Source organism: Paenibacillus sp. FSL H7-0735 (assembly GCF_038008505.1).
GTDB classification, from domain to species: domain Bacteria; phylum Bacillota; class Bacilli; order Paenibacillales; family Paenibacillaceae; genus Paenibacillus_AQ; species Paenibacillus_AQ odorifer.
Map to the genome: position 1 here is coordinate 5,007,340 of NZ_JBBOZH010000001.1, position 24,327 is coordinate 5,031,666.

16 protein-coding genes and 1 pseudogene are annotated in these 24,327 nt (G+C 44.2%); 4 read left to right on the forward strand and 13 right to left on the reverse strand.

The genetic code is table 11. From position 1 onward, the window contains the following. Positions 1-154 precede the first annotated feature (154 nt). Positions 155-550 carry a large conductance mechanosensitive channel protein MscL gene (gene mscL / locus NSS82_RS22855; RefSeq protein WP_076273538.1) on the reverse strand — a complete coding sequence of 132 codons (396 nt, stop codon included), beginning with the start codon at positions 548-550 and terminating at the stop codon, positions 155-157. A 460-nt stretch (positions 551-1,010) separates the two neighbouring features. On the opposite strand from mscL, the gene NSS82_RS22860 reads away from it, so the two are divergent. The 3 genes and pseudogenes from NSS82_RS22860 to NSS82_RS32720 form a co-directional block, all read left to right on the forward strand. Continuing rightward, positions 1,011-1,721 carry a response regulator transcription factor gene (locus NSS82_RS22860; RefSeq protein ID WP_076273537.1) on the forward strand — a complete coding sequence of 237 codons (711 nt, stop codon included), beginning with the start codon at positions 1,011-1,013 and terminating at the stop codon, positions 1,719-1,721. Then, positions 1,718-2,821, forward strand: coding sequence for a sensor histidine kinase (locus NSS82_RS22865; RefSeq protein ID WP_038572451.1), 1,104 nt, complete (start codon positions 1,718-1,720; stop codon positions 2,819-2,821). The genes NSS82_RS22860 and NSS82_RS22865 overlap by 4 nt, the downstream gene beginning before the upstream one ends. Before the next feature lie 232 nt (positions 2,822-3,053). Continuing rightward, a pseudogene (locus tag NSS82_RS32720) lies at positions 3,054-3,248 on the forward strand (stalk domain-containing protein); the annotation flags it as partial. A gap of 16 nt (positions 3,249-3,264) precedes the next feature. On the opposite strand, the gene NSS82_RS22870 reads toward NSS82_RS32720, so the two are convergent. Beyond that, positions 3,265-6,732 (reverse strand): LPXTG cell wall anchor domain-containing protein, encoded by a 3,468-nt coding sequence (locus NSS82_RS22870; RefSeq protein WP_076273536.1) that lies wholly within the window; start codon positions 6,730-6,732, stop codon positions 3,265-3,267. A gap of 243 nt (positions 6,733-6,975) precedes the next feature. Here NSS82_RS22870 and NSS82_RS22875 point away from each other — a divergent pair, with 243 nt between their 5' ends. Then, complete coding sequence (locus NSS82_RS22875) at positions 6,976-7,731, forward strand: YwaF family protein (protein WP_076273535.1); 756 nt, start codon at positions 6,976-6,978, stop codon at positions 7,729-7,731. 55 nt (positions 7,732-7,786) lie between these two features. Here NSS82_RS22875 and NSS82_RS22880 read toward each other — a convergent pair whose 3' ends face one another. The 11 genes from NSS82_RS22880 to NSS82_RS22930 form a co-directional block, all read right to left on the reverse strand. Then, a complete protein-coding gene (locus NSS82_RS22880; RefSeq protein WP_036676135.1) occupies positions 7,787-8,218 on the reverse strand; it encodes a peptidylprolyl isomerase in 432 nt (143 codons plus the stop codon). Between the two features lie 145 nt (positions 8,219-8,363). Beyond that, positions 8,364-9,698: a diaminopimelate decarboxylase gene (gene lysA, locus NSS82_RS22885; RefSeq protein WP_036676133.1), complete on the reverse strand. Its 1,335-nt coding sequence runs from the start codon at positions 9,696-9,698 to the stop codon at positions 8,364-8,366. Between the two features lie 126 nt (positions 9,699-9,824). Beyond that, a complete protein-coding gene (locus NSS82_RS22890) occupies positions 9,825-11,525 on the reverse strand; it encodes a spore germination protein (RefSeq protein ID WP_076273570.1) in 1,701 nt (566 codons plus the stop codon). A gap of 492 nt (positions 11,526-12,017) precedes the next feature. Continuing rightward, positions 12,018-12,443, reverse strand: coding sequence for a stage V sporulation protein AB (locus tag NSS82_RS22895; protein ID WP_036676132.1), 426 nt, complete (start codon positions 12,441-12,443; stop codon positions 12,018-12,020). 2 nt (positions 12,444-12,445) lie between these two features. Further along, a complete protein-coding gene (locus NSS82_RS22900; protein ID WP_036676129.1) occupies positions 12,446-13,102 on the reverse strand; it encodes a stage V sporulation protein AA in 657 nt (218 codons plus the stop codon). A gap of 318 nt (positions 13,103-13,420) precedes the next feature. Next, positions 13,421-14,299 carry a carbohydrate ABC transporter permease gene (locus NSS82_RS22905; RefSeq protein ID WP_036676128.1) on the reverse strand — a complete coding sequence of 293 codons (879 nt, stop codon included), beginning with the start codon at positions 14,297-14,299 and terminating at the stop codon, positions 13,421-13,423. Positions 14,300-14,326: 27 nt separating this feature from the next. Further along, positions 14,327-15,217 (reverse strand): ABC transporter permease, encoded by an 891-nt coding sequence (locus NSS82_RS22910; protein WP_076273534.1) that lies wholly within the window; start codon positions 15,215-15,217, stop codon positions 14,327-14,329. A gap of 234 nt (positions 15,218-15,451) precedes the next feature. Then, on the reverse strand, positions 15,452-17,170 hold the full coding sequence (locus NSS82_RS22915; RefSeq protein ID WP_076273533.1) for an extracellular solute-binding protein: 1,719 nt from the start codon (positions 17,168-17,170) through the stop codon (positions 15,452-15,454). A gap of 107 nt (positions 17,171-17,277) precedes the next feature. Further along, on the reverse strand, positions 17,278-18,918 hold the full coding sequence (locus NSS82_RS22920; protein ID WP_076273532.1) for a response regulator: 1,641 nt from the start codon (positions 18,916-18,918) through the stop codon (positions 17,278-17,280). Between the two features lie 18 nt (positions 18,919-18,936). Beyond that, entirely contained in the window at positions 18,937-20,682 is a 1,746-nt protein-coding gene (locus tag NSS82_RS22925) for a sensor histidine kinase (RefSeq protein ID WP_076147015.1), read from the reverse strand. Between the two features lie 139 nt (positions 20,683-20,821). Next, the gene (locus NSS82_RS22930; protein WP_076273531.1) at positions 20,822-24,271 is read right to left on the reverse strand and encodes a glycosyl hydrolase 53 family protein; all 3,450 of its coding nucleotides are present in this window, start codon (positions 24,269-24,271) and stop codon (positions 20,822-20,824) included. Between the last annotated feature and the right edge of the window lie 56 nt (positions 24,272-24,327).

Genomic DNA, 24,327 nt, shown 5'->3' on the forward strand with positions numbered 1-24,327 from the left:
TAACAAAATTATCACTTACACCAGCGAAATGCAAGTGCATTTATTATATTTACTTAAAATTTGTAACTAGATTATAGATTGTACTGAGTTTATAAAAGGAAACCAAGAAGCGCCAGGACAAGGACTCCTGGCGCTTCTTGGTTATATTTCATGATTACAAACCACGTTCTTGTTGTTTCAAAAGATCACGAATTTCCGTAAGCAGCACGATATCCTCTGCAGGTGCTGGAGTCTCCACCACTTCAACTTTAACGGCTTCTTTGCGCTGAAATTTATTGGCCAGCTTGATAACCAGAAAAATGGAAAATGAAATAATAAAGAAATCCACAACCGATTGTAAAAATAGTCCATAAGGTATTTTCAGGTCCGTACTGACTTCAAACACCCGATCCTTCAAATCTATCCCACCAGTAAGCAAACCCGCAATTGGCATAATAATGTCATTTACTAATGAAGTTACAATCTTTCCGAATGCAGCTCCAATAATGACCGCAACCGCTAAATCAAGAACATTTCCTTTCAAGGCAAAAGCTTTAAATTCCTTCCACATATTCCAAATTACCCCCAACATATTTAATTTGAAATTATTATAGCATAGTAGCTTCCTAATTCTTAAGACTTGTTAAGAAACTATTAAGTTTCCCTTTACTTTTATCTGCCAGCGTTGTTAAGAAGTCTCCTGTTAAATAGGGTTTAAGCACTACAAGAAAGGAAGATTTCTATCATGACAACTCTTAAAAAAGATTCCAGAACTGCATGTTAGGGGGCATGGCTGGGAATGTATTATCCACAGATCAAAACATGGATTGAGGCACAGCGATCAGAGCAAGCTAAAAGAAAAAACAAACTGGCATAATGCTGTGGGCGATTTGGTCTTTTATTCCACTAATTTATGAGCTGCTATACAGTTCCTTTGCCTTCACCGGTCTTCAAATGAGGCTTCCAAACAAGAAAATGTTGTATACTTCTTATAGCAAGATTGCTTTACAAGCAAGAAAGGACGCTGAGAAATGCACAACGGAACGCTGCTATTGGTGGACGACGAAGCCGAGATTATTAAACTAATGCAAATCTATCTGGAGAACGAGGGCTATCGGCTGTTAACTGCCAAAGACGGGCTGGAAGCACTCGAAATTATCAATAGAGAGACTATAGACCTCATGGTTCTTGATATCATGATGCCTAATATGGACGGCATTGAGGCTTGTATTAAAATTCGTGAAACGCAAAAATTTCCGATCATCATGTTATCTGCTAAAGGACAGGAACTTGATAAAATCACCGGACTTAGCGTAGGTGCAGATGATTATGTTACGAAACCTTTTAGTCCGCTGGAGTTAGTTGCCCGTATTAAATCCCAGCTGCGCAGAACTCGAAATTACATGGCAGATCTAAACGCCAAACAGGATGAAATCATCATTGATGGCTTGGTTATTAATTCGGTTACGCATGAAGTTAGTGTGGATGATCAGCCAGTTAAACTTACCCCGCGAGAATTTGCGATTCTAGAGCTGCTCGCCCGTAATAGAGGACAAGTCCTAAGCATGGAGCAGATCTACGCCAAAGTATGGAAAGAACAATTCCTGGAAAGCACCAATACACTCATGGTGCATATTCGTAAAATCAGAGAAAAAATAGAAGAAGATCCGCGTAAACCACAATACTTAAAAACGGTATGGGGCGTTGGCTACAAACTGGAAAAAGGAGGTCCTTCTAGTTGAACTTTAAACGATTCGATACCCTATCCTGGAAAATAGTTGGCTTCAGCTTAACAAGCCTAGCACTCACCGCTTTAATCTTAATGGGCAGCTATTATGGCACTTCACTATTGCTGTGGTTAAATCCTTCGCGCTCCTTTTGGGGGGTCAGACTCATTCTCTGGGTGATCAATACTATTGGATCGACGCCAGTTGTAATTCTTATAGGGATTCCTTTATTTATTTTTTTCATCCTAAAACTGTCCAGAAATACAACTAAGAATCTTCATAACATTACGAGCGGAGTTCAGGCCATTGCGGATGGCAATTTGTCTTTCAAGGTGCCGGTATCAGGTACGGATGAACTCGGAAAGCTCGCTGAAAATATGAACACAATGGCTAGCAAGCTAAAATCTGCTATAGAGGAAGAACGAGCCGCTGCAAAAGCCAAAAATGACCTAATCACAGGTGTGTCCCATGACCTCCGAACCCCACTAACCTCTGTTCTCGGATTCCTTGAATATGTGGAGAGGGATCGTTATAAAAACGAGGTTGAGCTGCGTTATTATGTGAATATTGCCTATGAGAAATCTCTGACTCTTAAAAAGCTAATCGACGATTTATTTGAATACACACGCGTCAGCAGCAGCGGATTACCGCTAAATATTGAGCCTGTAGATCTCGGCAAGCTGCTCGAACAGCTGATTGAGGAATTTGCACCCGTACTGGAACAAGCAGATATGATCTACCGCATTCATACGGATACAGCTCCTCTGATCATCAACGGAGATGCGGACGAGCTGGTGCGATTGTATGAGAACCTATTTACCAATGCCGTAAGATACGGAAAGGAAGGAAAAATTCTAGACATTTCTGTTGTTAGAAAAGACGGTAGAATAGTTGCTGTATGTACGAATTATGGTACTCCTATCCCTGCATCCGACCTCCCCCACTTATTTAAACGCTTTTATCGAGTCGATAAATCCCGCTCCCGAGAGACAGGCGGAAGTGGCTTAGGGCTCGCCATAGCCAAGAGTATTGCAGAGCTTCACGGCGGAACCATTACAGCCAAAAGCACACGCAAACAAACTGAATTTGAAACCTCTTTCCCTGTGAGCGAATAATGCTTGCAGGGATTTTTTGTACAATCTCATCCATTAAGAAAATGATAAGATTTCATAACATAAAGCCTTAAGATCTCTGACTTATAGTGATTTCATACCAAATCTGCTATAAGTGAGGAATTCCTCTAATATTATTATCCATCTTATTTAACTATGCTAGGGGCCATTTCATTCATACCGCGACAGCTAAGCATCGCCGACCGCTACTGATCTTTAGCTTAAGCACGCCGAGAACACCGTTACTATGACTGTGGGCAGTGTCAAAGCACTCGTGAACGGGAAAGCTCTCACCATTGATGCTGCGCCGCTACTGCCAGGAGGAAAAGTTTTAGTCCCGGTACACTTAAGAATCAGCCATAAATTTTTCAAAAAAAGCACAAAAGCACCCGGCATTTATCATGCTGGGTGCTTTTGCATAAAATCTTAAATCACACTAATCTCAATCACTCCGTCTTACCCCTACGTCTAAATACTCGGTTCAAAACAAAGCCTATCGTTATCAACCCAATTCCCGACAGATACAGTGGCATTGGACTATTCTCACCTGTCTTCGGCAGCTGAGGAGCAACCGAAGTGCTATTGTTCACCGTACCCTTTGGTACTTCTTCATCGGCGATATCAACTTCTCCTAAAGGAATTTCATCTTCGGTTATCTCTTGCTCAGGAATTCCCTCATCGGTTGATGTCGCGGATCCTAGATCGGCGGCAATTCCAGGACCAGCAGGAACAGCTGGATCATTAATAATTACCCCTGGTACGGGCGAACTTGTAGACGTGGGTACCACCGAACCTCCAGATGTGCTGCTTGTAGGGATTGGTGTAGGTGCAGCAGTCGCTTCTGGTGATGGAGAAACCGTCGGTTCTGGCGTTGTTGATGGTGCAGGTGTTACGGTTGGCTCTGGTGTTGTTGTTGGAGCATCGGTTGGTTCTGGTGTTGCCGTAGGCGTTGGCTCCACTGCTTTTTGATTCGTAATCACCAGTTGAATCGCTGACGAGGAACGAATCTCCACTGGATGCTCGGATGTATCGAGCACGTAACCATTTGGAGCTGCTGTCTCCACCAATACATAGCTACCCAGCCATATTTTATTGAATGTAGCTGTACCCTCTGCATCTGTAGTTAGACTGTTAATCAATACACGTTCCGCTCCATTTAGTCGATACAATGCAAAAGTCGCATCACCAAGCGCTTTTAAGTTATCTGCAGCATCTAGCTTCTTAATATTGAGGGTGCCTCTAACCCCGCTGCCTGTGCCAGAACCGCTGGAGACCCCGACAATAATTTCTTTGGAGGTCTCTTTACTTATTTCGCTGCCGTTAAAACCACTGAAATGTACAGTATTTATTACTTTGTCTCCAGTGTTAGCCACAATCAGGGATTGATATTCGAGAATGTAAGCCCTGCTGATTTCCTTGGCAAAGCTTAACTCAAAGGATTGTTTTCCATCGGCATCCGTTGTAATAACTACGCTATAATCAATACCCTGAATCAATTCAGGGCCGCTTTTCGTGATATCTCCGTTCACAGCTACAGCAGTAGGATATAGATGGAATGAATTCTGCAGCAAAATTTGATTAGCACTAGGAGTATCTTTGATTAAAGCATCCTTTACAGTAGACTGCCCCCGGTTAATTTGCAGGCTCCAGTCGATTTTATCCCCGTTTTGTGTGCCGTCCTTCAGCACATAATCCTCTCCAAAAGGAATTTTTACGGAGGCGGTCAAATCTTTGGAAACCACTTTTGTTCCATCATAGAGATTAGCTTTATTATCAATAGTAGTGCCTATTATTTGCCCTTCAAGACTTGTGTTAAATTCAATGTAGAAAGCGGAGTTAATCGCATCTGTAAAAATGACCTTTAATTCATTATCGCTATTTAAGCTATAGGTATATTTATTACGATTCACTTCTCCACCCTTGGTAGGATCACCATTCTTTGCAATATTCATAGTGTAAACTTTAAGTGAACCAGGAACCAAGGTCTGGCCTGATTTTAAAATATCTGCAAGCGCCGGAGCTTCGAGGGTTTTGCCGTTATAATTGGCGCCTATCGTCCAAGTAATTTCTTTAGTTGAAGCATCGTAGGCTCCCCCTTTAAATCCATTGTTTTTCGCTTCAGGTCTAGGAATGAATAACCCTTCTGCTTCTATCGTGCGTAAGGCTTCAGTAGAGTCCATCCAGTCTAAGCGAACTTTGTTGTTGAAATTTTCAGTTTTAGCCCAAATCCAATCCTTGTTAAATTCTGTAGAATAGCTAATCGTGTAAAGACCAGATATCGGTGAATTAAACACTACCTTGAAGCCTTTATTAGGCTCGACAGGTGAGTTGTATACTAGATTATAGTTATTCGGATTTAAAACATTTCCATTCAGATTTCTAATCACCAGTGATTCCGGAATAAACTTTAGGCCGCCAAATGGGAAGGATTCGGTAACTGCAACATGGCTCATCGGGTAATTGTCACTATTCAATGTGACCTTCCAGCCCAATGTTTTATTCTGATAATCTACGGTTGATAAAGTCTTATAAAGAATGGAAGACCGGATTAATCGGGTAGCCTGATTACTATACGTACTATCGGAGACTGTATTAGTTATGGTGACATCCTCAAACACGCGCTTTATCGCTTTTGTCTTATATTCGATTCGATATGGTGAAGTAACATCGTGTACAAATTGCAATACAAATCCAGCCTTATGAACGTCTGAGGTGGAAACAACCGTGTAGTCAACATCCTTTGTCAAAACCTTGCCTAACGTTGCACCACCAGAAGAATCCAGCTGCACAGCATATACTTTTAGCGAATCGGCTACCAGCTCTTGAGAATCATCGAACAAATCTGTTAACACAGCGTTTCCTTGCGGGATGTTCTTTTCACTGTAGTTATATTCAATTGCCCAGGAAATGATCTGCTTGCCCCCATCATAGCTTGTGGAATACTTTTTCAAGCTTCCTCCACGTTCTACATTCACTGTGGCAGAGGAGCTGGCAGGCTCTTGCCCATCTCCTGAAAAAGTTGCAGTATTGGTGAAGCTTAGCTGATGGTCATTAGTAATCCCTGTGGAATATACAATACGGTAAGCCTCTTTAATCACAGGCTCCGTAAAACGGACAATCAGTGCCCCTCCGGAGAGCTCTGCAGAGTATTTGCTTGTGTCGAGCAACGCTCCTTCCGTTACTGAACCATCCAATTGAATGCTCAGTTGATACACGCTCACAGTGACTGGAGTATTTAATGATAAGCCTGAAGGGATGGGGTCCGTCACAATGGCATTCCCCACGGCTTCCAAAGACTTATTGACATCAACAGTCCATAATATTTGGTTCGCATTGAAGCCTTCGGGAATACCTCTCTTCTCTATGATCGATCCAACACTTGGCTTAAAATTCACTGTCACTGTCTGAACGCCACCGCTCACGGGAAATAAAATATTCTGAATAGTACTGCCCGAGATTTTCTGTTTATCGAATTTAGTATTTAACCGCAGCGTTCCCTGCACGTCATCATGCATTTCTATGTAGTCATTAAAAGTCATTATCACTTCATGTGAATTTTGCCTGACTTCAAAGCTCCCTACATCTCCATCCTCAGAGACTAAGGGTCCGTTAAAATCATTAAATAGCTGGAACTGTTCCGGTAGCTGAAAAGTAAAAGTGTCGCCCTGCTTGTAATTATGATTTTTAGGAAGAGACCAATTATAATCCAAGGTAACATTAGCATCTTGTTCGTATACGCTATTCGTGACTGTGATTCCATCCGGCCCGTAAACAGCCATCGAAACACTGGTGATGATATTTCTTTCGTCATCAATCGCAGCCGCTTTTACTTGCGGAGCAAATCCGATGCCATAGGCATATTGTGCCACAAGCATCAAAATAATGACCATTACACTTATTTTTTTCTTAAACATGTTCTTTTTGCCTCCATTTTCTTGTTCTAATTGTTTTCCACCCCTGTTTGTTCAAAAGCTTCATATGTAATTCCGCACCCAGCGCCCCATCTTATGTTAATATAATGAAAAGTCTTCCTTATGTGGTGGAGTTGACAGAACATATACATATATACCCAATTTATGGATATCTAGAATCAATATTATTAAAATTCTCAAACTTTATTTTTGATGGATGTTTTCACGTTCAAAGGAGGTATGTCTATGCAGCTTTCATCTTTTTTTGATCGCCAGCACGCGGAGGATTTCATCATGTTCTCATCTTCGCATTGGGTTGCGCTGTCTATCATTACGTTAAGTTGTCTACTGCTCTATGGCTTACGGTTTGAAATTCGTGCAGATTCAAGACTTCGGCAAAGTGTGCGTTTGCTGCTAATCATTCTACTTGTAGTCTCAGAAGCCGGGCTGCAAATGTGGTACATCTCTCAGAACATCTGGCGCTCCAGCTCCTCATTACCGTTCGAGCTCTGTGGAATCACTCTACTGCTGTCTATTATCATGTTAATTTCACGCAGTCGAACCCTTTATTCCTTTCTCTACTTTGCCGGGATCGGCGGAGCATTTATTGCTTTGCTTACCCCTAACCTAGTTTATCCGTTCCCTCATTTCCGCTTTCTCCTGTTTTTTATAGCTCATGGTTCTATTATTCTGGCGTCTCTTTATATGACCTGGATTGAGGGCTACAAGCCGACTTGGAGATCGTTACTCATCACCATGCTTGGCCTCAATATTGTGGCTGCCTGCATCTGGACTGCTAATTACTTCCTAGACTCAAACTACATGTTCCTATCCCAGAAGCCTAGCACCTATTCCGTATTGGATTATTTTGGACCTTATCCTTATTACCTGCTTGTTGAAGAGCTGTTTGCCTTCACTGTGTTTCTTGCCATGTATTTGATATTCTTCTGGCTGCCAGAACGGCGCAATTCGCGGCGTACACAGGTTAGGCGGATTCTTTAACAACACAAAAAAGCCAGCCCCGATATTCGGAGACTGGCTTTTTAACTATTAAATCTTAAGCTTCGATGATTTCTACCGAAGTCATTTTGTCGCGTCCTTTGAAAGCATCAACAAGATCCATGCCTTCTACTACTTTACCAAACACAGTGTGTACTCCATCCAAGTGTGGTTGTGGAGCGTAGCAGATGTAGAACTGGCTTCCGCCTGTGTTCTTACCCGCATGTGCCATAGCAAGTGTTCCGCGTTCGTGTTTGTTTGGGTTAATTTCGCAGTTGATTGTGTATCCTGGACCGCCAGATCCAGTTCCGTTAGGGCATCCGCCTTGAGCAACGAAACCAGGGATAACACGGTGGAATGTTAATCCGTTGTAGAAACCTTCTTTTGCCAGCTTTTCAAAGTTGGCTACAGTGTTAGGTGCATCTTGATCGAACAAGTCCAGCAGCACTACGCCGCCATTTTCTAGAGTGATTTTCGCTTGCTTTGCCATATGTAAATGACCCCTTTCAAAATTAACAAATTTAGAATACCTCAATTATATTACTATGAAACCACGCACAAAGCAAAGCAAGCAGGAGACTTTCCTGCTTGCTCTATATGCTGCTCAACCTTACCCACCTTACAGCAGCAGGCTATTACTTAGCAACAACTGTCTGTTTGGCGATACGCTCTGGAACAATATCGTTGGCAATAAGATCCGTATAGCTTTCACGACGCACTACAAGATCGCTTTGTCCGTTCTGTACGAATACTAAAGCCGGACGGCGAAGACGGTTATAGTTGCTGGCCATGGAGTAATTATACGCACCTGTGCAGGCTACAGCCAACAAATCGCCGCTTTCAGCCTTCGGCAGCTCTACATCCCAGATCAACATATCTCCGCTCTCGCAGCATTTACCAGCGATGGAGACAGTCTCAGTTGCGTCTTCGTTAGCACGGTTAGCAAGCAATGCCTCGTATTTAGACTGATACAAAGCAGGGCGTGGATTGTCGGTCATTCCACCATCAACAGCAACGTACTTACGCACGCCAGGAATGTCCTTGTTAGATCCTACAGTGTACAATGTAGTACCTGCATCTCCAACAATACTACGGCCCGGCTCCACCCAAATTTCCGGCAAAGCACTATAAATTCCCGCAAAATGAGTCTTCACTGCATCCGTAATCGCTGCAACATATTCAGAAACATGTAGTGGGGTATCTCCCTCAACATAACGAATGCCGAAACCTCCGCCAAGATTGACTACACGGAAGTCCACTTCCAAGCCTTCTTTAACACTGCGGGCAAAAGTTGCCACACGCTCAACAGCCAGCTGGAAACCATCGGTTTCAAAGATCTGCGAACCAATATGGGAATGCACACCAAGCAGCGTGATATTCTTTTTGCTGACTGCTGCTTTCACTGCTTCATAGGCCGATCCATTACCGATATCAAAACCGAATTTGGAATCCGTCTGGCCAGTTGCGGTATATTCATGAGTATGCGCTTCTACACCTGGTGTCACCCGCAATAAGATGTTCACATTAACTTCTTTACGTGCGGCAATGGACTGCAAAAGGTTAAGCTCTACCAGATTATCGACTACAAAGCAGCCGATTTTGGCATCAATCGCCATTTCAATCTCTTCAGATGTCTTATTGTTGCCATGAAAATGAATACGTTCTGCCGGGAAGCCAGCTTGCAAAGCTGTATATAGTTCGCCGTCAGATACAACATCCAGTGACAAACCTTCTTCATCAGCCAAACGAACCATTGCCATTACTGAAAACGCCTTGCTTGCGTAAGCTACTTGGAAACCAAGGCCGGAGGCTTTAAAAGCATCCATATATTCCCGGCAACGTTGTCTAACCAATTGCTCGTCCAATATATATAGCGGGGTTCCATATTCCGCTTTCAATTCAGTTACATCACATCCGCCGATCTCCAAATGCCCAGCATCGTTAATGCGGCTAGTACCGTGTAGAAACATTCTTTAGTCCTCCAATTTCTGTGGAATATCAAGGTTCCACCCTGTCTTAGTGTATTCAGTATAACAGACAGTGGGAACTCCATTGAATGGACTAATTTGCAGTAGTTTTGTATTTTCCTACGATTGTTACTCATTCTCTTGAGATGGCGGCATTCTGGTATTGTCTCTGGTTTTGTTAAAAGACGGTCTTTCCTTCGAACTTAGGACCGGTTTACGCAATAGAATTTCACTCATTGCCTTTGCATTAAAGGGTATAAACGGCCACATATATGAGGAGTTATAGGACCGATGAGTGGTTAAGAAGATAGTCAGCAATGTCGTGCCAATCATAAAGCCTGGTACCTGGAACGCCGCTACGGCAATTAATAACACAAGCCTGACTATACGATTCGCCAGACCCAGCTCATAACTCGGAGTCGCGAACATACCGATTGAGGCTACCGCCATATATAGTACTACTTCGTTTACAAACAGACCGCTCTGCACCGCTATATCACCAATCAATATGGCTGCAATCAGACCCATCGCTGAGCCTAAAGGTGTTGGGGTATGCACGGCGGCCATCCGCAGTAAATCAACCCCAAGCTCTACAATCAGAAACTGAGCGAGAATAGGAATTCTCGCTGTCTTTTGCGGCCCGATAAAATCCAGCATAGCAGGCTTTAACTCAGGATGGATAACAAGCAGCATCCATAACGGGAGCAGGAACATGGAGGCGAAGATGCCGATGAAACGGACCCACCGCAGATATGTCCCCATAAAAGGAGTCTGGCGATTCTCCTCCGCATGCTGGCAAAGATCAAAAAAGGTGGTCGGAAGAACAATTACAATGGGCGAGGTATCCACGAATAATATGACCCGTCCCTCCAATAAATTGGAGGCAACAACGTCAGGGCGTTCAGAATAACGCACCATAGGATAAGGGTTCCACCCTCCGCCGATAATCGCTTCCTCCAATTGCTTATCCGCCAGTGGAATACCATCGATATCGATGCTGTTGATTTTATCAATGACAGACGTAACCTGTGTTTTATCAACGATATCATCGATGTAAGCCACACAGACATCTGTCCGTGTCCGCCGTCCCACTTGAAACATTTCAAGCTTCAGCCCCGGATCACGTATCCGTCTTCTTACAAGTGAAATATTACTAAGCAGGGTTTCTGTAAAACCATCGCGCGCACCACGTACCACCCGATCAATCGAGGGTTCATCCGGACTTCGCATTGGGTAAGATCGAGTATCCATTAGGATAACTTTGTTCTCACCATCAATAAATAGTGCGCTCATTCCTTTTAATACTTTATCGAAACATTCACTTAATACACTACCCTCTTCAACTTGAATATGAGGGATGTATTCGTTCATAAAGCTACCTAACACACCTGCGGACAAATTTTCTGAAGAAAGGTAGGTTAGTCGTTTCAGAATTTCATCCGTTACATCTTCGTTGGTGAATCCGCTTAAACAGAGTAAAGCTGTCTTATGTCCCCCAAAGGACATTTCTCTAAACGTCACATCAAAACTTGATCCCAGCCCCATCACTTCGGTCAGCGTGTTTTTTGTTTCTTGTAGAGAACCTGGGATATGATCATTGCCTTGCCAATAAATAACGGATTCCTTTAATGAGTTAGAATGCTCACTATCGCGTTTGTCTTGCAGCTTATTTTTCCCTTTGTTCTGAGTCTGCTGCTTCGCCTGCTTCTTCGAAGGCTTCGGTTGAGCTTGAGAACCCTCCCCGGTTCCGGTACCGTTATCTGTGCCTCCTGCTGCCTGAGCATTCTGATCCTGTGCCTCATCATCTGATTCCGAATCCTCTGAATCCATACCAAATAACCTGGCAAAAAAACCTTTACTCGGCTCATTGGGCTCCTGATTGCCGAGCTCATCCGATGCTTCTGCATCTTGTTGCCCTGTTCCCTGCTCCGCAGTGGCATCTGCTGCATCTTGCTGCCCTGTTCCCTGCTCCGCAGTGGCTTCCGCATCCTGCTGCTCTGTTCCCTGCTCCGCAGTCACTTCTGCATCTTGCTGCTCTGTTCCCTGCTCCGCAGTTGCATCTGCGTCTTGCAGCTCAGTGCCTAATTCAGCTGACGCCTCTGCACCCTCCTGGTCTTGGCTAGTTTCAGTTGTTGTAGAATTTTCCGCTGAATCTTCACTTTCCCCGATAGCTGAAGCTCCTACAGGTTCTGTGTGATCTGCAACTAGATCCGCTGCAGTTGTCTTCATTGCTGCAGCAGCTGCAGCATTATCTTCCAGATGATCATCTTCCGGTGCAGAATCACCGCTGTGAATAAACTTGCTCATTTCATAACCCCCTGTTTACTGTCGGTATACAAACCAGTCGAACAAAGAACCCGCGACCTTCCCACTCACCATCGCCATTAACAGACCGAATAGATAATGTGTCATATTTAAGCGTTTAGCAAGTATCGGCAGCACATTTAATACCTCGGTCAATGCTGCAGCGAGCATCCCGACAAAAATCCCATCAAATAGTCCTACACCAAGTTCAACTAGAGGACCTGAGGTAATTTTCCAATTCCAAAAATCACTAACAGTACCTACTAAAGATCCACCTACCATCGCGCCTTCGTACCAATGAACTTTATCGTAAGAAGAGGTTAATTGCGCCAGACGCGGCACCATATCGAGCACAACAAATAGAGCGATCACTCCGCCGCCTACAGCAATACCACCCGCAATGCCCAGCAGCAAATTTAGTCCCAGTGCTATGGGTGCCGTCATCTTCAGTCCTCCGTATTCTCAGATTGGTTTTCACTTCGGCGCCTCATCTTGCTGTATTCCTCATTGATGACATATTGGTCGATGTTCTTCTGATACAGATACATTTCCACTTCCAGCGGAGTAGGCTCCTCGTTCCACTTCTTTTTAAATAAATGGTTGAAAAAAATGACCATCCCAAACCCGATGCCCAGAGAATAAGCAATCTGAAATATATAGGGATGCTCATCCCGATGACCCGTTAGCATCTCCACAATTCGAATTTGTACCTCCAGCATATTTACATCAGCATGAAAGTTCATAATTGTCAGAGCAGACCCAAAGAAAAGCAGCAGCCACACTAAAACAAACATCGCCACCGAAGGTTTCCGTCTCTCCACCTGACTCTCAATCTGCACAATCGTCCTCCCTTCACCGATCGGTTCAATGTCCGCATTCGGTATAAGTTCATATATCCGGGGGATAACCATCAACAGATCAATCAAAATCAGATTGCCGTCACTTTGCTCCGGCTTCATTAAGAGAATTGTCTCCAACGACTCTTTCAGCTCAGGCTCCGCTATCAAAAAAGCAATATCACCCAATGTGACACCTTTACCCTTGGGAACCATCACCCGATTTTTAAGCTGTATATAGATGGTGGGAGCAGAATGTTGTTTCATCCGCATTCCTCCTAAAGGTTATGGTGAAGCTCAGGTCCAAGATAACGGTAGTATGGGAGTAAAGCCTTATTTTTACTCTTGCTGCTCTGAATCAATTTCCTGAAATACTGAAATGTTGCTTGTTTATAGGTATCAGGAAAGGCCAATCCTTCTTCTGGAAATTAAAAAGAAGACAGCTCAAGGTAATTAACCTTAAGCTGTCTTCTTGTTTCTGCCAATTCATCAGTTAGATCGCAAGTAATCCAACATACCGTGCCTGTTCAATTTCATCCAGAAACGAGATATCCATTCCATTGATAAATGTGGTTGTCATCATTGCTACTCCTTTACAGAACCAAGTGTCATCCCTTTAACAAAATATTTTTGCAGGAAAGGATATACGATCAAAATTGGAGCGGCTCCGATAAATATTTGCGCGGCTCTCACCGTCGTCTGCGAGATCAGCTCCATTTCCTTTGGATTGATGCTCATGGAGCTCATATCCCGTTGAATGATAACCGTCTGCAGGAATGTCGCCAGTGGAAATTGCTTGGAATTATTCAAATACAATAGTCCATCGAACCAGGAGTTCCAATGGAATACCATGCTGAACAAGGCAATCGTAGCGATCGACGGCAGAGAAATCGGCAAGTAAATACTGAACAACGTACGGAAATGTCCGGCTCCGTCTATTAGCGAGGCCTCCTCCAGATCTTTTGGAATACCACGGAAGAAGTTCAGCATCAGAATCACCAAGAACGTATTTACCGCACCTGGCAGAACAAGTACCCAGAAGGAATCCATCAAACCAATCTTTTGAATCACAATGTAAAATGGAATCAATCCACCGTTGAACACCATACTGAAAACGAACAACCAAGAGTAGACATTACGGCCCTTGAAGGCTGAGTTTTCTTTGGACAACGGATAGGCTGCCAGAAAAGTAATTAAAAGTGTAAGTCCAGTCCCGAGTATGGTTCTTTGAACAGATACCCAGATGGAGTGTAGAAAGATTGGATTGTTTATTGTCTTTTTATAAGCTTCCAGAGAGAACTGCTTTGGCCATAACCCTACCAAATTGGCATCCGCTGCCGACTTCGCGCTAAAGGATACAGCCAGCACGTGAATCAAAGGTACAATACACATCAGTGCGAGCAGGATTAGAAAGCAAGTATTAAACACATTGAATATACGATAACCTCTTGTTTTGTAATACATAAGTTGTCTCCCTCTTCCTTTGGTAGATTAGAAAATGCGATATCCTGCCCACTTCTTAGCCAAACTGTACGAGACGAGAATTAGGATCATACTAATGGCCGACTTAAACAGTCCGATTGCCGTACCAAAGCCCATCTCACCATTCAGAATAGCCGTGCGGTACACGAAGGTATCAATAATATCGCCTTTCTGATAGACCAGTGGATTGTAGAGGTTAAAAATCTGGTCAAACCCTGCGTTCAATACATTTCCGAGAGCCAAGGTACCTACCACCACAACCATTGGCAATAGAGATGGCATTGTGATAAAACGTGTCTGCTTCCAGCGGTTAGCGCCGTCTATTTCAGCAGCCTCATATAATGAAGGATTGATTCCTGCTAGAGCAGCTAGGAAGACGATCGTATTATAACCAAATTCCTTCCACACATCTGTGAGAATAACTGTGAACCGGAACCAGTTGTTATCCCCTAAGAAAAAGATGGGTCTGAAGCCCATGCTGCCTAAGATCTGATTGACAAAACCATCTGTAGCAAGCAAATCCAGCAATATCCCGCCGAGAATAACCCAAGATAAAAAGTGAGGCAAGTAAACCAGCGTCTGAATAGTGCGCTGTATGTATACCTTGCGAATCTCATTTAACAAAATGGCGAACACAAACGGTACAGCCAGATTGAAAATCATTTTTAGAACAGCAATAATCAATGTATTCCAAATGACCTGCATACTGTCATTACGTTCAAACAGATAACGGAAATTGTCCAATCCAACCCATGCCGAGCCTGAAATTTTCAGCCATGGCTTATAATCCTGAAATGCCATCACAATTCCGCCCATTGGAATAAAGCTGAAGATAATCAGGAATATCATCGCCGGCAATAACATCAAGTGAAAAGGCCATGTTTTTTTTAGTGTTCTCATCCTTGGTCCCCCATATCGTGTCAAGTTCTTCTGTAACCATACTCAAATTATAACAACGCCCGAATTCCTCAAATAGCGAGCAAAACCAATATATATGGTACAAAAGCAATCTCTTTATCACATAGAAAAAAGAGGACTCCAAACGCAAACAGGGACCCTCCCTAAAGCCTAATACTACGGCTGAAGAGACGGTCCCGTTTGCTGCTTTTTACCTAGTCAAACTAAATCCAAACCTTATTTTACGCTGTCATACCATTCGTTAACTTCTTTAGTGATTTGATCGCCACCACCTGATTTCCAGGTTGCTACAAAGGAATCAAATGCATCCAGCGGTTTGTTGCCATAGATGATTTCATTAAACGTTTGGTTCTCAATTTTGTTCAGATAGTCCATCTTCGATTTCATAGTTTCGGTCGTAGGACCTGTGAACATATTCTTAAAGGATTTATCCTCTTGCGCCAGCAGAACTTTTGCAGCAGCTGGGGTATCTTTACCATAATTCACAGCTACCTCTTTCTCCAGGCGGGTTGTTGGCTCTGCGCCATCTGCCAGGTTAAGGAGTGCTTTCATTTGGGCATCCGGAATCCGGGCACCGTCACGAACCAGCATATAACGAACGCTATTCACATAACCGCCAGCAATTTTATCATTTTCGATCATCTTACCGTTCGCATCTAGCTCATAGTCGTATCCTGCAAAAAGGCCGTTATCCAGTTCACTGCCTGGCGTTGGATTAGCAAAGTTATCGAACAGGTAGTTTTGATAAGTAAAGAAGGCTTCAGGATTTTTCATTTTCGTGCTGATCAAAGTTACACCGTTAGTGAATTGTGTACCATGACGCATAACCTTTCCATCTGGACCCGCTGGAATTTCAATTGGAGCCCATACTGCATCTGGAGAGTTCTTCACGGTATCCTGAAGCGGCCAGCCGCTCATCCAGTAAGGACCCGGGAGAATACCTGCTGTACCCGCAACTGCTGGTTCGGCAGTTTTGTTCTCATCCCAAAGAGCCGCTTCCTGAGGAATATAACCTTTAGCCAACCATTCCTTCAGTTTTTCGAGCCCTTGCTTCATGCCAGCATTTACAGAGCCGTATTCTAATTTACCATCAGCATCTAGATTCCATTGCTGTGGCAAGGTTCCGTAAGCACCAAAGATCCAAGAAGGGTCGCCCATCCAAGTGTTCATCGTTGTTTTAAAGCCGATACTAAGTGGAGTTACCTTGTCTGGTGCCAAGCCATCAGGGTTCTGATTCTTGAACGCATCCATCACTTTTGCCAGCTCATCGATCGTCTTCGGTGCTTGCATATTCAGCTTATCCAGCCAATCTTGGCGGATCCACAGAATGTAATCATGGTTATATGCATAATCGAGAACAGGCAGACCCATTCTTTTTCCATCACGGCTGTATTGGTTCCAAACGTTAGGATCCTGTGCCATCGCTTCTTTCCATGTATCTGAAGCATATTTATCAAACAAAGTTCCTACATCAGCATACATGCCGGAATCGATCAAATCCTGTGCAATCGTGTTGTCGGCTGTACCGATGGTTACGACATCAGGCATGTCCTGACCTGAAGACATGGATAAACGCAGCTTCGTACCAAATGCGCCGTTCGTATCTGTGATGGACCAAAGGGACTTAATGTTGATGCCGAATTTTTCTTTAGCCCATTTTGTAGCCACGTTATTCTCAATGCTTTCACCGTTTTTGAATTTAAGCTCAGGGTCCACGCCCCATGCGGTTGTAAATGTCACCTCAGGATCGTATTTATCCTTGTAGGCGTTTTCAGAATTGGAAGCTGTATTTGCAGTCGCTTCACCAGCTGTTTTATCTCCAGCAGTGTCTTTACTATTAGCAGCGTTATTGCCTGAACAGCCCGCAAGGCTACCCGCCAAAAGCATGCTCATACACAGGAGCGGCAGCCATCTTTTTCTCTTCATCGCGCTCATTTTGTTCCCCCTTGGATTCCATAAGTGTTGGTTACAATTTAATTATAGGGAACGATTCTAAGCCCGAATACGTCATTTAAACAAGGTTTCTGCACCTTTCTCAACCTCTATCCGTCCCGGAATTCATTTGGTGTCATATGGTAGTGTTTTTTGAACATCTTACTGAAATATTGCGGATTTTGATATCCAAGCTCAGAGGTGATTTCATAGATTTTTTTATTCGTATTTTTAAGCAGATAAAGTGCCCGTTCCATCCGCATCCGAATAATATAGTCCCCAAGCCCTTCCCCAGTCTCAGCCTTATAAATCTTGGACAAGTAGACAGGATGCAAATATACATGATCGGCAATGGTTTTGACGGACAGCTCATGACCCGAATGGTTTCCTACCAGCTCATGGACCTGCTTGATAATATAACTTTTCGTATTCTGATCGCTTTCGGATAGCTCCTTCTGAAGCTTATCGAGCATATCAAACGCCCATTCTTTAAGCTTATCAAAAGAAACAATAATACTCTGCGTCAACAACGGATCTAAAGCGTATTGGTCAATCTTGGAGATGAACTGGCCACTCTTATGCGCTATATACATAAATGCATTCGTTATCGATAGAAAGACCTCGTACAGATGTTCACTAGAAAACCGTGCATTCTCCATATCCCGGAACACGTCAGCAATTTTTTGCCTTGCTGTATCCCATTGTTTGGATTCCAGCAGATGAATGAGTGTAGGTGGACGATAAAGACATTCGAGCGATTTGATGCTCAGCGTCTCCTGATGCTGGCGATCATCCAAAAACAGCACGGAACTGGATTCATCATGTGCTGCCAAATACATCGAGCTAAGACCGCTTCGATAGGCAGCCGTCATCCCCTCTGGAAAGGTGAACCACTCCGTTACAATCAGTGAAATCTCACCCTTGAGGTAATTGCTTACACTAATTTGGAAATTCGCGATCACCGCTTTTAGGACTTGCTGCCTTGCAGCTTCATAGTTAGCCATTTGCTCCAATCTCTGCTGAACTGCCGGCTTTAATTCAACAAGCAGAATCAAGCAATCATGCGGCGCTTTGCAGAACCAGACATGGAACTGCTCCTTAAAAAGCTCCTCGGCAATGTTACCGATCGCATATTCCATTAGAGAAACCGAATGGTGATCCATGGCGGCATAATGTTTACCAAGCTGAATCAGCAGCATCGCCGCTTCAGCGTTCGGCTGGAAGGAGATTTCATATTCCTTCAGCTTAATGGCCAGCGTCCGCTCGGACAGCACCCTGCCGAGAAGCAATTCGTGCATCAGATTAGCCCGCAAAACACTGTAATCGGCTTTGCGATTATACAGCAGCAAATGATATCTATCATGGGCTTCCCATTCATCTTTCAAAGATTCAATCGCACCAGATACGCTTTTGATAAACTCGTCATCACTTACCGGCTTCAAAATATAATCAAATGCCTGCAGTTGAATAGCTTTTTTCGCATATTGAAAATCGGAATAACCCGTCAATAAAATGGACCGAATATTTGGCCATTTCTCGCCTACGGCTTCAATTAATTGCAGGCCAGTCATTCCTGGCATTGAAATATCAGTAACCATAATATCTATAGCCTGCTGTTCCATAATTTGCAGAGCTTCAGCACCCGATGCCGCTTGATGCACCTGCTTCACCCCGATTTCAGCCCATGGAATAGTACGAGCTAAACTTTCCGTAACATAGGGCTCATCATCAACTAACAACAGCTCTATCATTCTTTCCCCTCCTAGATGTCATTCCATTTCATTGTCTGTGTAGGGCAGCAACCACTGCAGTGTCACCTGTAACCCTCCGAGTGGAGAAGGCGAGATGCGCAAGCCAGACGTCTCCCCAAAACGCAGCCGCATTCTCTGATGCACATTCCATAAACCGCAGCCCATTTCTTCATCCATCGCCCTGCTTAGTTTATTTTCCAGATCTATAATTCCCTCTGTCGTCATTCCCTGACCATCGTCCTCAACCGTAAGCGTCATTTCTCTGCCTACACATGAACCCGTAATCCGCACCAGTCCCTCTTTGGCGATGGGCTCAATTCCATGTATAACCGCATTCTCCACCAGAGGCTGCAGTACGAGCGGCGGAAGCTCTCTTTTGCGCATTTGCGGTGGGATATTGATCTCATAACGAAGTCTGCTCATCCTCATCTTCTGGATCTCCAGATAATGATTCACAAATTCCACCTCTTCAGACAGCGCAACCAAATCACGTTCCTGACGAGTGGTGTATCTGTAATATCGGGACAAATTATGCGACATTCCAACGACCGCACCCATATTATCGAGCTTCGCCATACTTGTAATAAAGGAGAAGCAATTATAGAAAAAATGTGGATTAATCTGTGATTGAAGCTGCTTTAAGCGGGCTTCGCGAACGTGGATTTTCTCCATCAGCACATTCTCGATCAGCATCTGAATCTGTTCTACCATACTGTTAAACCGGCCGGACAGGAAGCTGAATTCATTCTTCCCTTTAATCTCCACTCGCGTAGAATAGTCCCCTTGCTTCAACCGTTGAAAGCCTCCAACCAATAACCTTATAGGTACCTGCACTTGAACATATAACAGATAAGCTACGAGACAGCTCATTAACAACAAAGCACTGATCGCAAAATAAAATAAACGATTAGAGGTCAGGATCGGATGTAAGATTTCAGTTAGCGGCATATAGTCGATCAAATACCAGCCCATTTTGTCCGAATAGACGATATTTACACTGTAGGATTCACCTTCTATTTTGACCGTGCGATTCTCACTAGGTTTCAGTTGGGTCTCTTCCAGCCTGTCTACCAATTCTTTGGCTAACACCTTGTCGGCACTGCGGTTAAAAATAAGTCCTGTTCCCTGCTTATAATAAAAAGGATCTCTTCTGCCATCACTCTTGAATTTATCCAGCATATCTTCTATGTTCCGGCTGTCGAACTCTACCTTCATAATCGTTTTGACTTTTTCCGGAGCGAATTCTGACATAAAAGGTGTAAAAGAGAACCACGAGAATACGAAGCGGTCACCCTCCTGCCCTTCAATCTTCTCCACATGCCAGCCCGACTTCACTTCCCGCTTCAGATCCTCATCTTCGTATAATTTCGCATCATTTTCAGATACCATACGGTGAATGGATGGGGAGTATAAATACAGCTTACTTTTCCAATTGGAGGAGCTTTCTTGAATGCTGATTTTGGTCTGAATCCGTTTGATCAGGTTTATCGTATCCAGATTCAAACGCCCTTTTTCCAGATAAGTATCCTTAAGGCTGAGGATATCAGGATCATGGATCAGCAGAATCGGCCACGAGGACAATAACTCCATATTACTTTCTACCTGATTCTGAAAAAAACTAAGCTGATTATTATTCGAAGTATTTAACTCCGTACGCAGCACATCCGTGGTCGTTTTATTGGAATAGAAGTAAAGGATGGTTATCGGGATCAGCATAATGACCATGATACACACGATTTTGGTAAATAAATTATATCTATACACGTTCCTTCACTCTCCGGCTCAAATGTCATAGCCCCTATTGTACAAACAATCCCTACTTGCGAAAAGATAAATATCTAAAAAATGTGGTAAAGACAGGCCCTAACTGCCTTTTCGAGCACAGTTATTGCCTGTCTGCCTATTATTGCTGCAAAAGATTGAGTATGATATAAGCCGCTTCAGCGCGTGTTGTATAGGCTTGCGGACGGAAATTGCCATCTTCGAATCCATTGATAATCCCAGCCTGCGCAAGCGCTGTTATCCCTTCACTGGCATACAACGAGATCAGGTCTTTATCTTTAAAAGAAATAACCTTCACATCCGTCTGACCGTTCACTTTCTCCGCCAACTTAAGCACACGATACGAAATAGCTGCCATTTCTTCACGGGACAATTTATCATTCGGGCCAAAAGTGCCATCCGCATGTCCTTGTACAACACCCAATTTCCCAGCAGTAATCACAGCAGAGCTATACCACGCATCAAGGTTCACATCTTTAAAACTGCCTGTTCCTCTTTCTGTATTTAGCTCCAGTGCGGACAGCAGCATGCTGACAAATTCAGCGCGTGTAACCTCCCCTTGCGGATTAAAGATCCCGTTTCCTATTCCTTGCACGATTCCTTTAGCCGTCAAGGATTCAATCGCTAACGTGGCCCAATCTGCTGCTTTTAAATCTGTGTACCCCACCTCTGCGTACCCCGCAGCATAAATGCTGAAATGACTTGGATTAAACACAATCTGTTCCGCGGTTGGGTTGTACCGCACAGCTTTGATAACTTCGAGTTTTCCATCAGCAAGTATCGAATAAACAGCAATCCGCTGGCTCTGCTCCCCGAGCTTCAGCTTGTAATGGAAGGCTACCGATATTGCTCCTTTTTTGAAAACATCGATAGAAGTCCCGTCTACTGACACATGGATGTTATAGGCCGTGTAGTCTTTTGCTCCAGTTGCCAATGGTGAAGGCAAGGTTGGCGTAGCTACCTGAACCAGTGAGAGCGTTAGTTCCTTAGCTCCCGTCTTTATAATTCCTGCACTAGCTTCCGTAGAAACCGTAACAGATGCCGCACCATATACAATTACTATTTGAGGATGTTTGCCCTGCTCTAGTATAGAACTCAACGGAAGATGAACGACTGCTCCCTTAAGCTCTCCCGTCGATGGCAGAACAGAAATAATCAGTTTTTCATCCGCCGGAAGCGTCGACAGCGCCTTATTGATATCCTCTATACCTAGCGTGATATCAGCTATGTCGGAAATTCCTGCTTGTGCCTTCACTTGAAGTTGTCCTGCCGCTGTATGTTCGACCACTGCTTTATTTGCTGAATTTACAACGCTTGAATCTCTGACCGTGATGACAGGATCAGGATTAACTCCCGTTCCGGGTTCTTCACCAGTGCCAGGATTCCCTTCCGTTCCGGGTTCCTCACCAGTGCCGGGATTCCCTCCCGTTCCGGGTTCCTCGCCAGTGCCAGGATTTCCTCCCGTTCCGGGTTCCCCACCAGTGCCGGGATTTCCTCCCGTTCCCGGTTCCTCTTCGCCCCCCTCACCGGCCACCGGGGTTTTGAAGACATTTAATGAAGAGAGTGCATTCCCTGCAAAATCGAACATTGCCTGATTCTCCCAAGCATTTCCTTCGCCTACCTTCCAGCCTACACCTTGCACTGGAATCCAAGCTGGTTCCCAATAGAACAAACCTGTTCCTTTACCATCGGGTACTTTGGACAATATATTCATTACTGTTTTGACCTCAGCCATTTGACCTGCAACCGTAGCTGGGAAGCCACTGCCGTCTAGCTGATCCTGACGAGCGATGTTATTCTCAAAGTTGTCGCCGTCCTGCAGCGTGTAAGGATATGCGGTTTCCGTCACAATCACTTCTTTACCATATCGTTTAGAGATATCGTCCAAGTTAAACTGCAGGCTATCCATCGTTCCGCTCCAATACGGATAAAAGGACGCGCCGATCACGTTATAATCAAGATTCCGCTTCGTTAATTCGTCAAAGAACCAACTAAACATATCATTTTTGCCACCTTCAGCAAGATGGATCATAATTTTGATATCCTGATCTGCACCCTGGCTGTCTCTAACTCCCTTCACTCCGCTCTCCAGCAGCGGAACAACCTTCTCAAAAGCATTCTCTTGATCATAGGATTTGCCGTCAGGCCATAACAAGCCACCATTAATCTCATTTCCGATTTGGACCATATCGGGTGAAGCTCCCTTTTCCTTTAGCTCATCCATAACATCTTTGGTATAGTCATATACCGCTTGCTTCAATTCATCATAGGAGTAATCCGCCCATGCTCCCGGCTTGTTTTGCTTTCCGGGGTCAGCCCAGAAATCAGAATAATGGAAATCAAGCAACAGCTTAAACCCTTTGGCTTTGACGCGCTGCGCCATTTCCACAACATGCTCACGGTCATTATAGCCGCCAGCTTCCTGAGGATCATTCCATAAACGTAGCCGAATGTAATTTACACCCCGGCTTTTAAGAATATCCAGCAAATCCTTTTCTACTCCATTGTCGTAATACTTTCCACCGGCATCCTCAATCGCTTCCAGTGTGGAAATGTCCGCACCTTTTATGAACCCGGATTGCAGCACAAGCGGAGTAACCTGAATATCAGCTGTGGGTTGTAGGTCTGTCCCTGCAACTTTCCCCATTACGCTGTAAGTTCCTTCAACCGCGTACTCCGCCTCAGTAAGGTCATCCCAGGTTACAGGCAGCTGTTTGCTTGACCCATCTTCGTATATAGCCGTTACCGCTGATGGCAATAAAGCAGGCACATCCGTAATTGTGCTGACATTTATGCTCTCAAATCCGACAATAGGCGTGCTGCTGTCACCTACTACTGTTACCTTCGCCACTGCCTTCTGCACAGTACCTGAGATAGAACCGCTTACTGTAAATGTTCCGGGACGGGAATACTCTGCTGGCAGGATCACATCCCAAGCAACCTGAGCATCCTCCGTGTCAGAATTGCTATATACCACAGTTACAACACTTGGAAGCTCAGGGGCTTGCCCAATTTCCGTGTCCAACCGTACTGGCAGTACAGTTTGTATTTCACCCTGTGCCGGCTCATGCGGCGTGCCGGCTGCGGGAACACCCCAGACCTTCAGATCATTAATGGCTGCCCATTTTCCGCCGTTGATGCCGGTCAGGTTGACCCTTACATAAGAAACATTCCGCAGCTTGAAAGCATTGTACTGAGTTTGCTCTACACTGCTGCTCTGACTTTTGTCCACAACTGTTGTCCATACCTTATGATCACGTGATACTTCAATCGTATATTGATTAATGTAACTCCATGCATTCCAGATGACGGTTGCACCTGACAAATCATATGCACCTTGCAAATCTACTTCCAGCCAATGAGGAAAGCTCCCGTCATTCGCCGTCCAATGTGTGTTCCATTCATCGGAATCTACTGCGTTACCCGCTTCATACCCTGCAAGCTCACTATCTGATATTGCAGGCTTACCTAGGGCAATATTCTCATCTCCTGCCGCTTGAGCAGACGGCCCAAACGTAAAAGGGGAAGTAAGAAAGGTCAGAATCATAAATAATACAAATGATTTCTTCAATGTCTGTTTCCTCCTAAATAATTTAATAATGGATTATGTACTCAGTGGCACAGTCA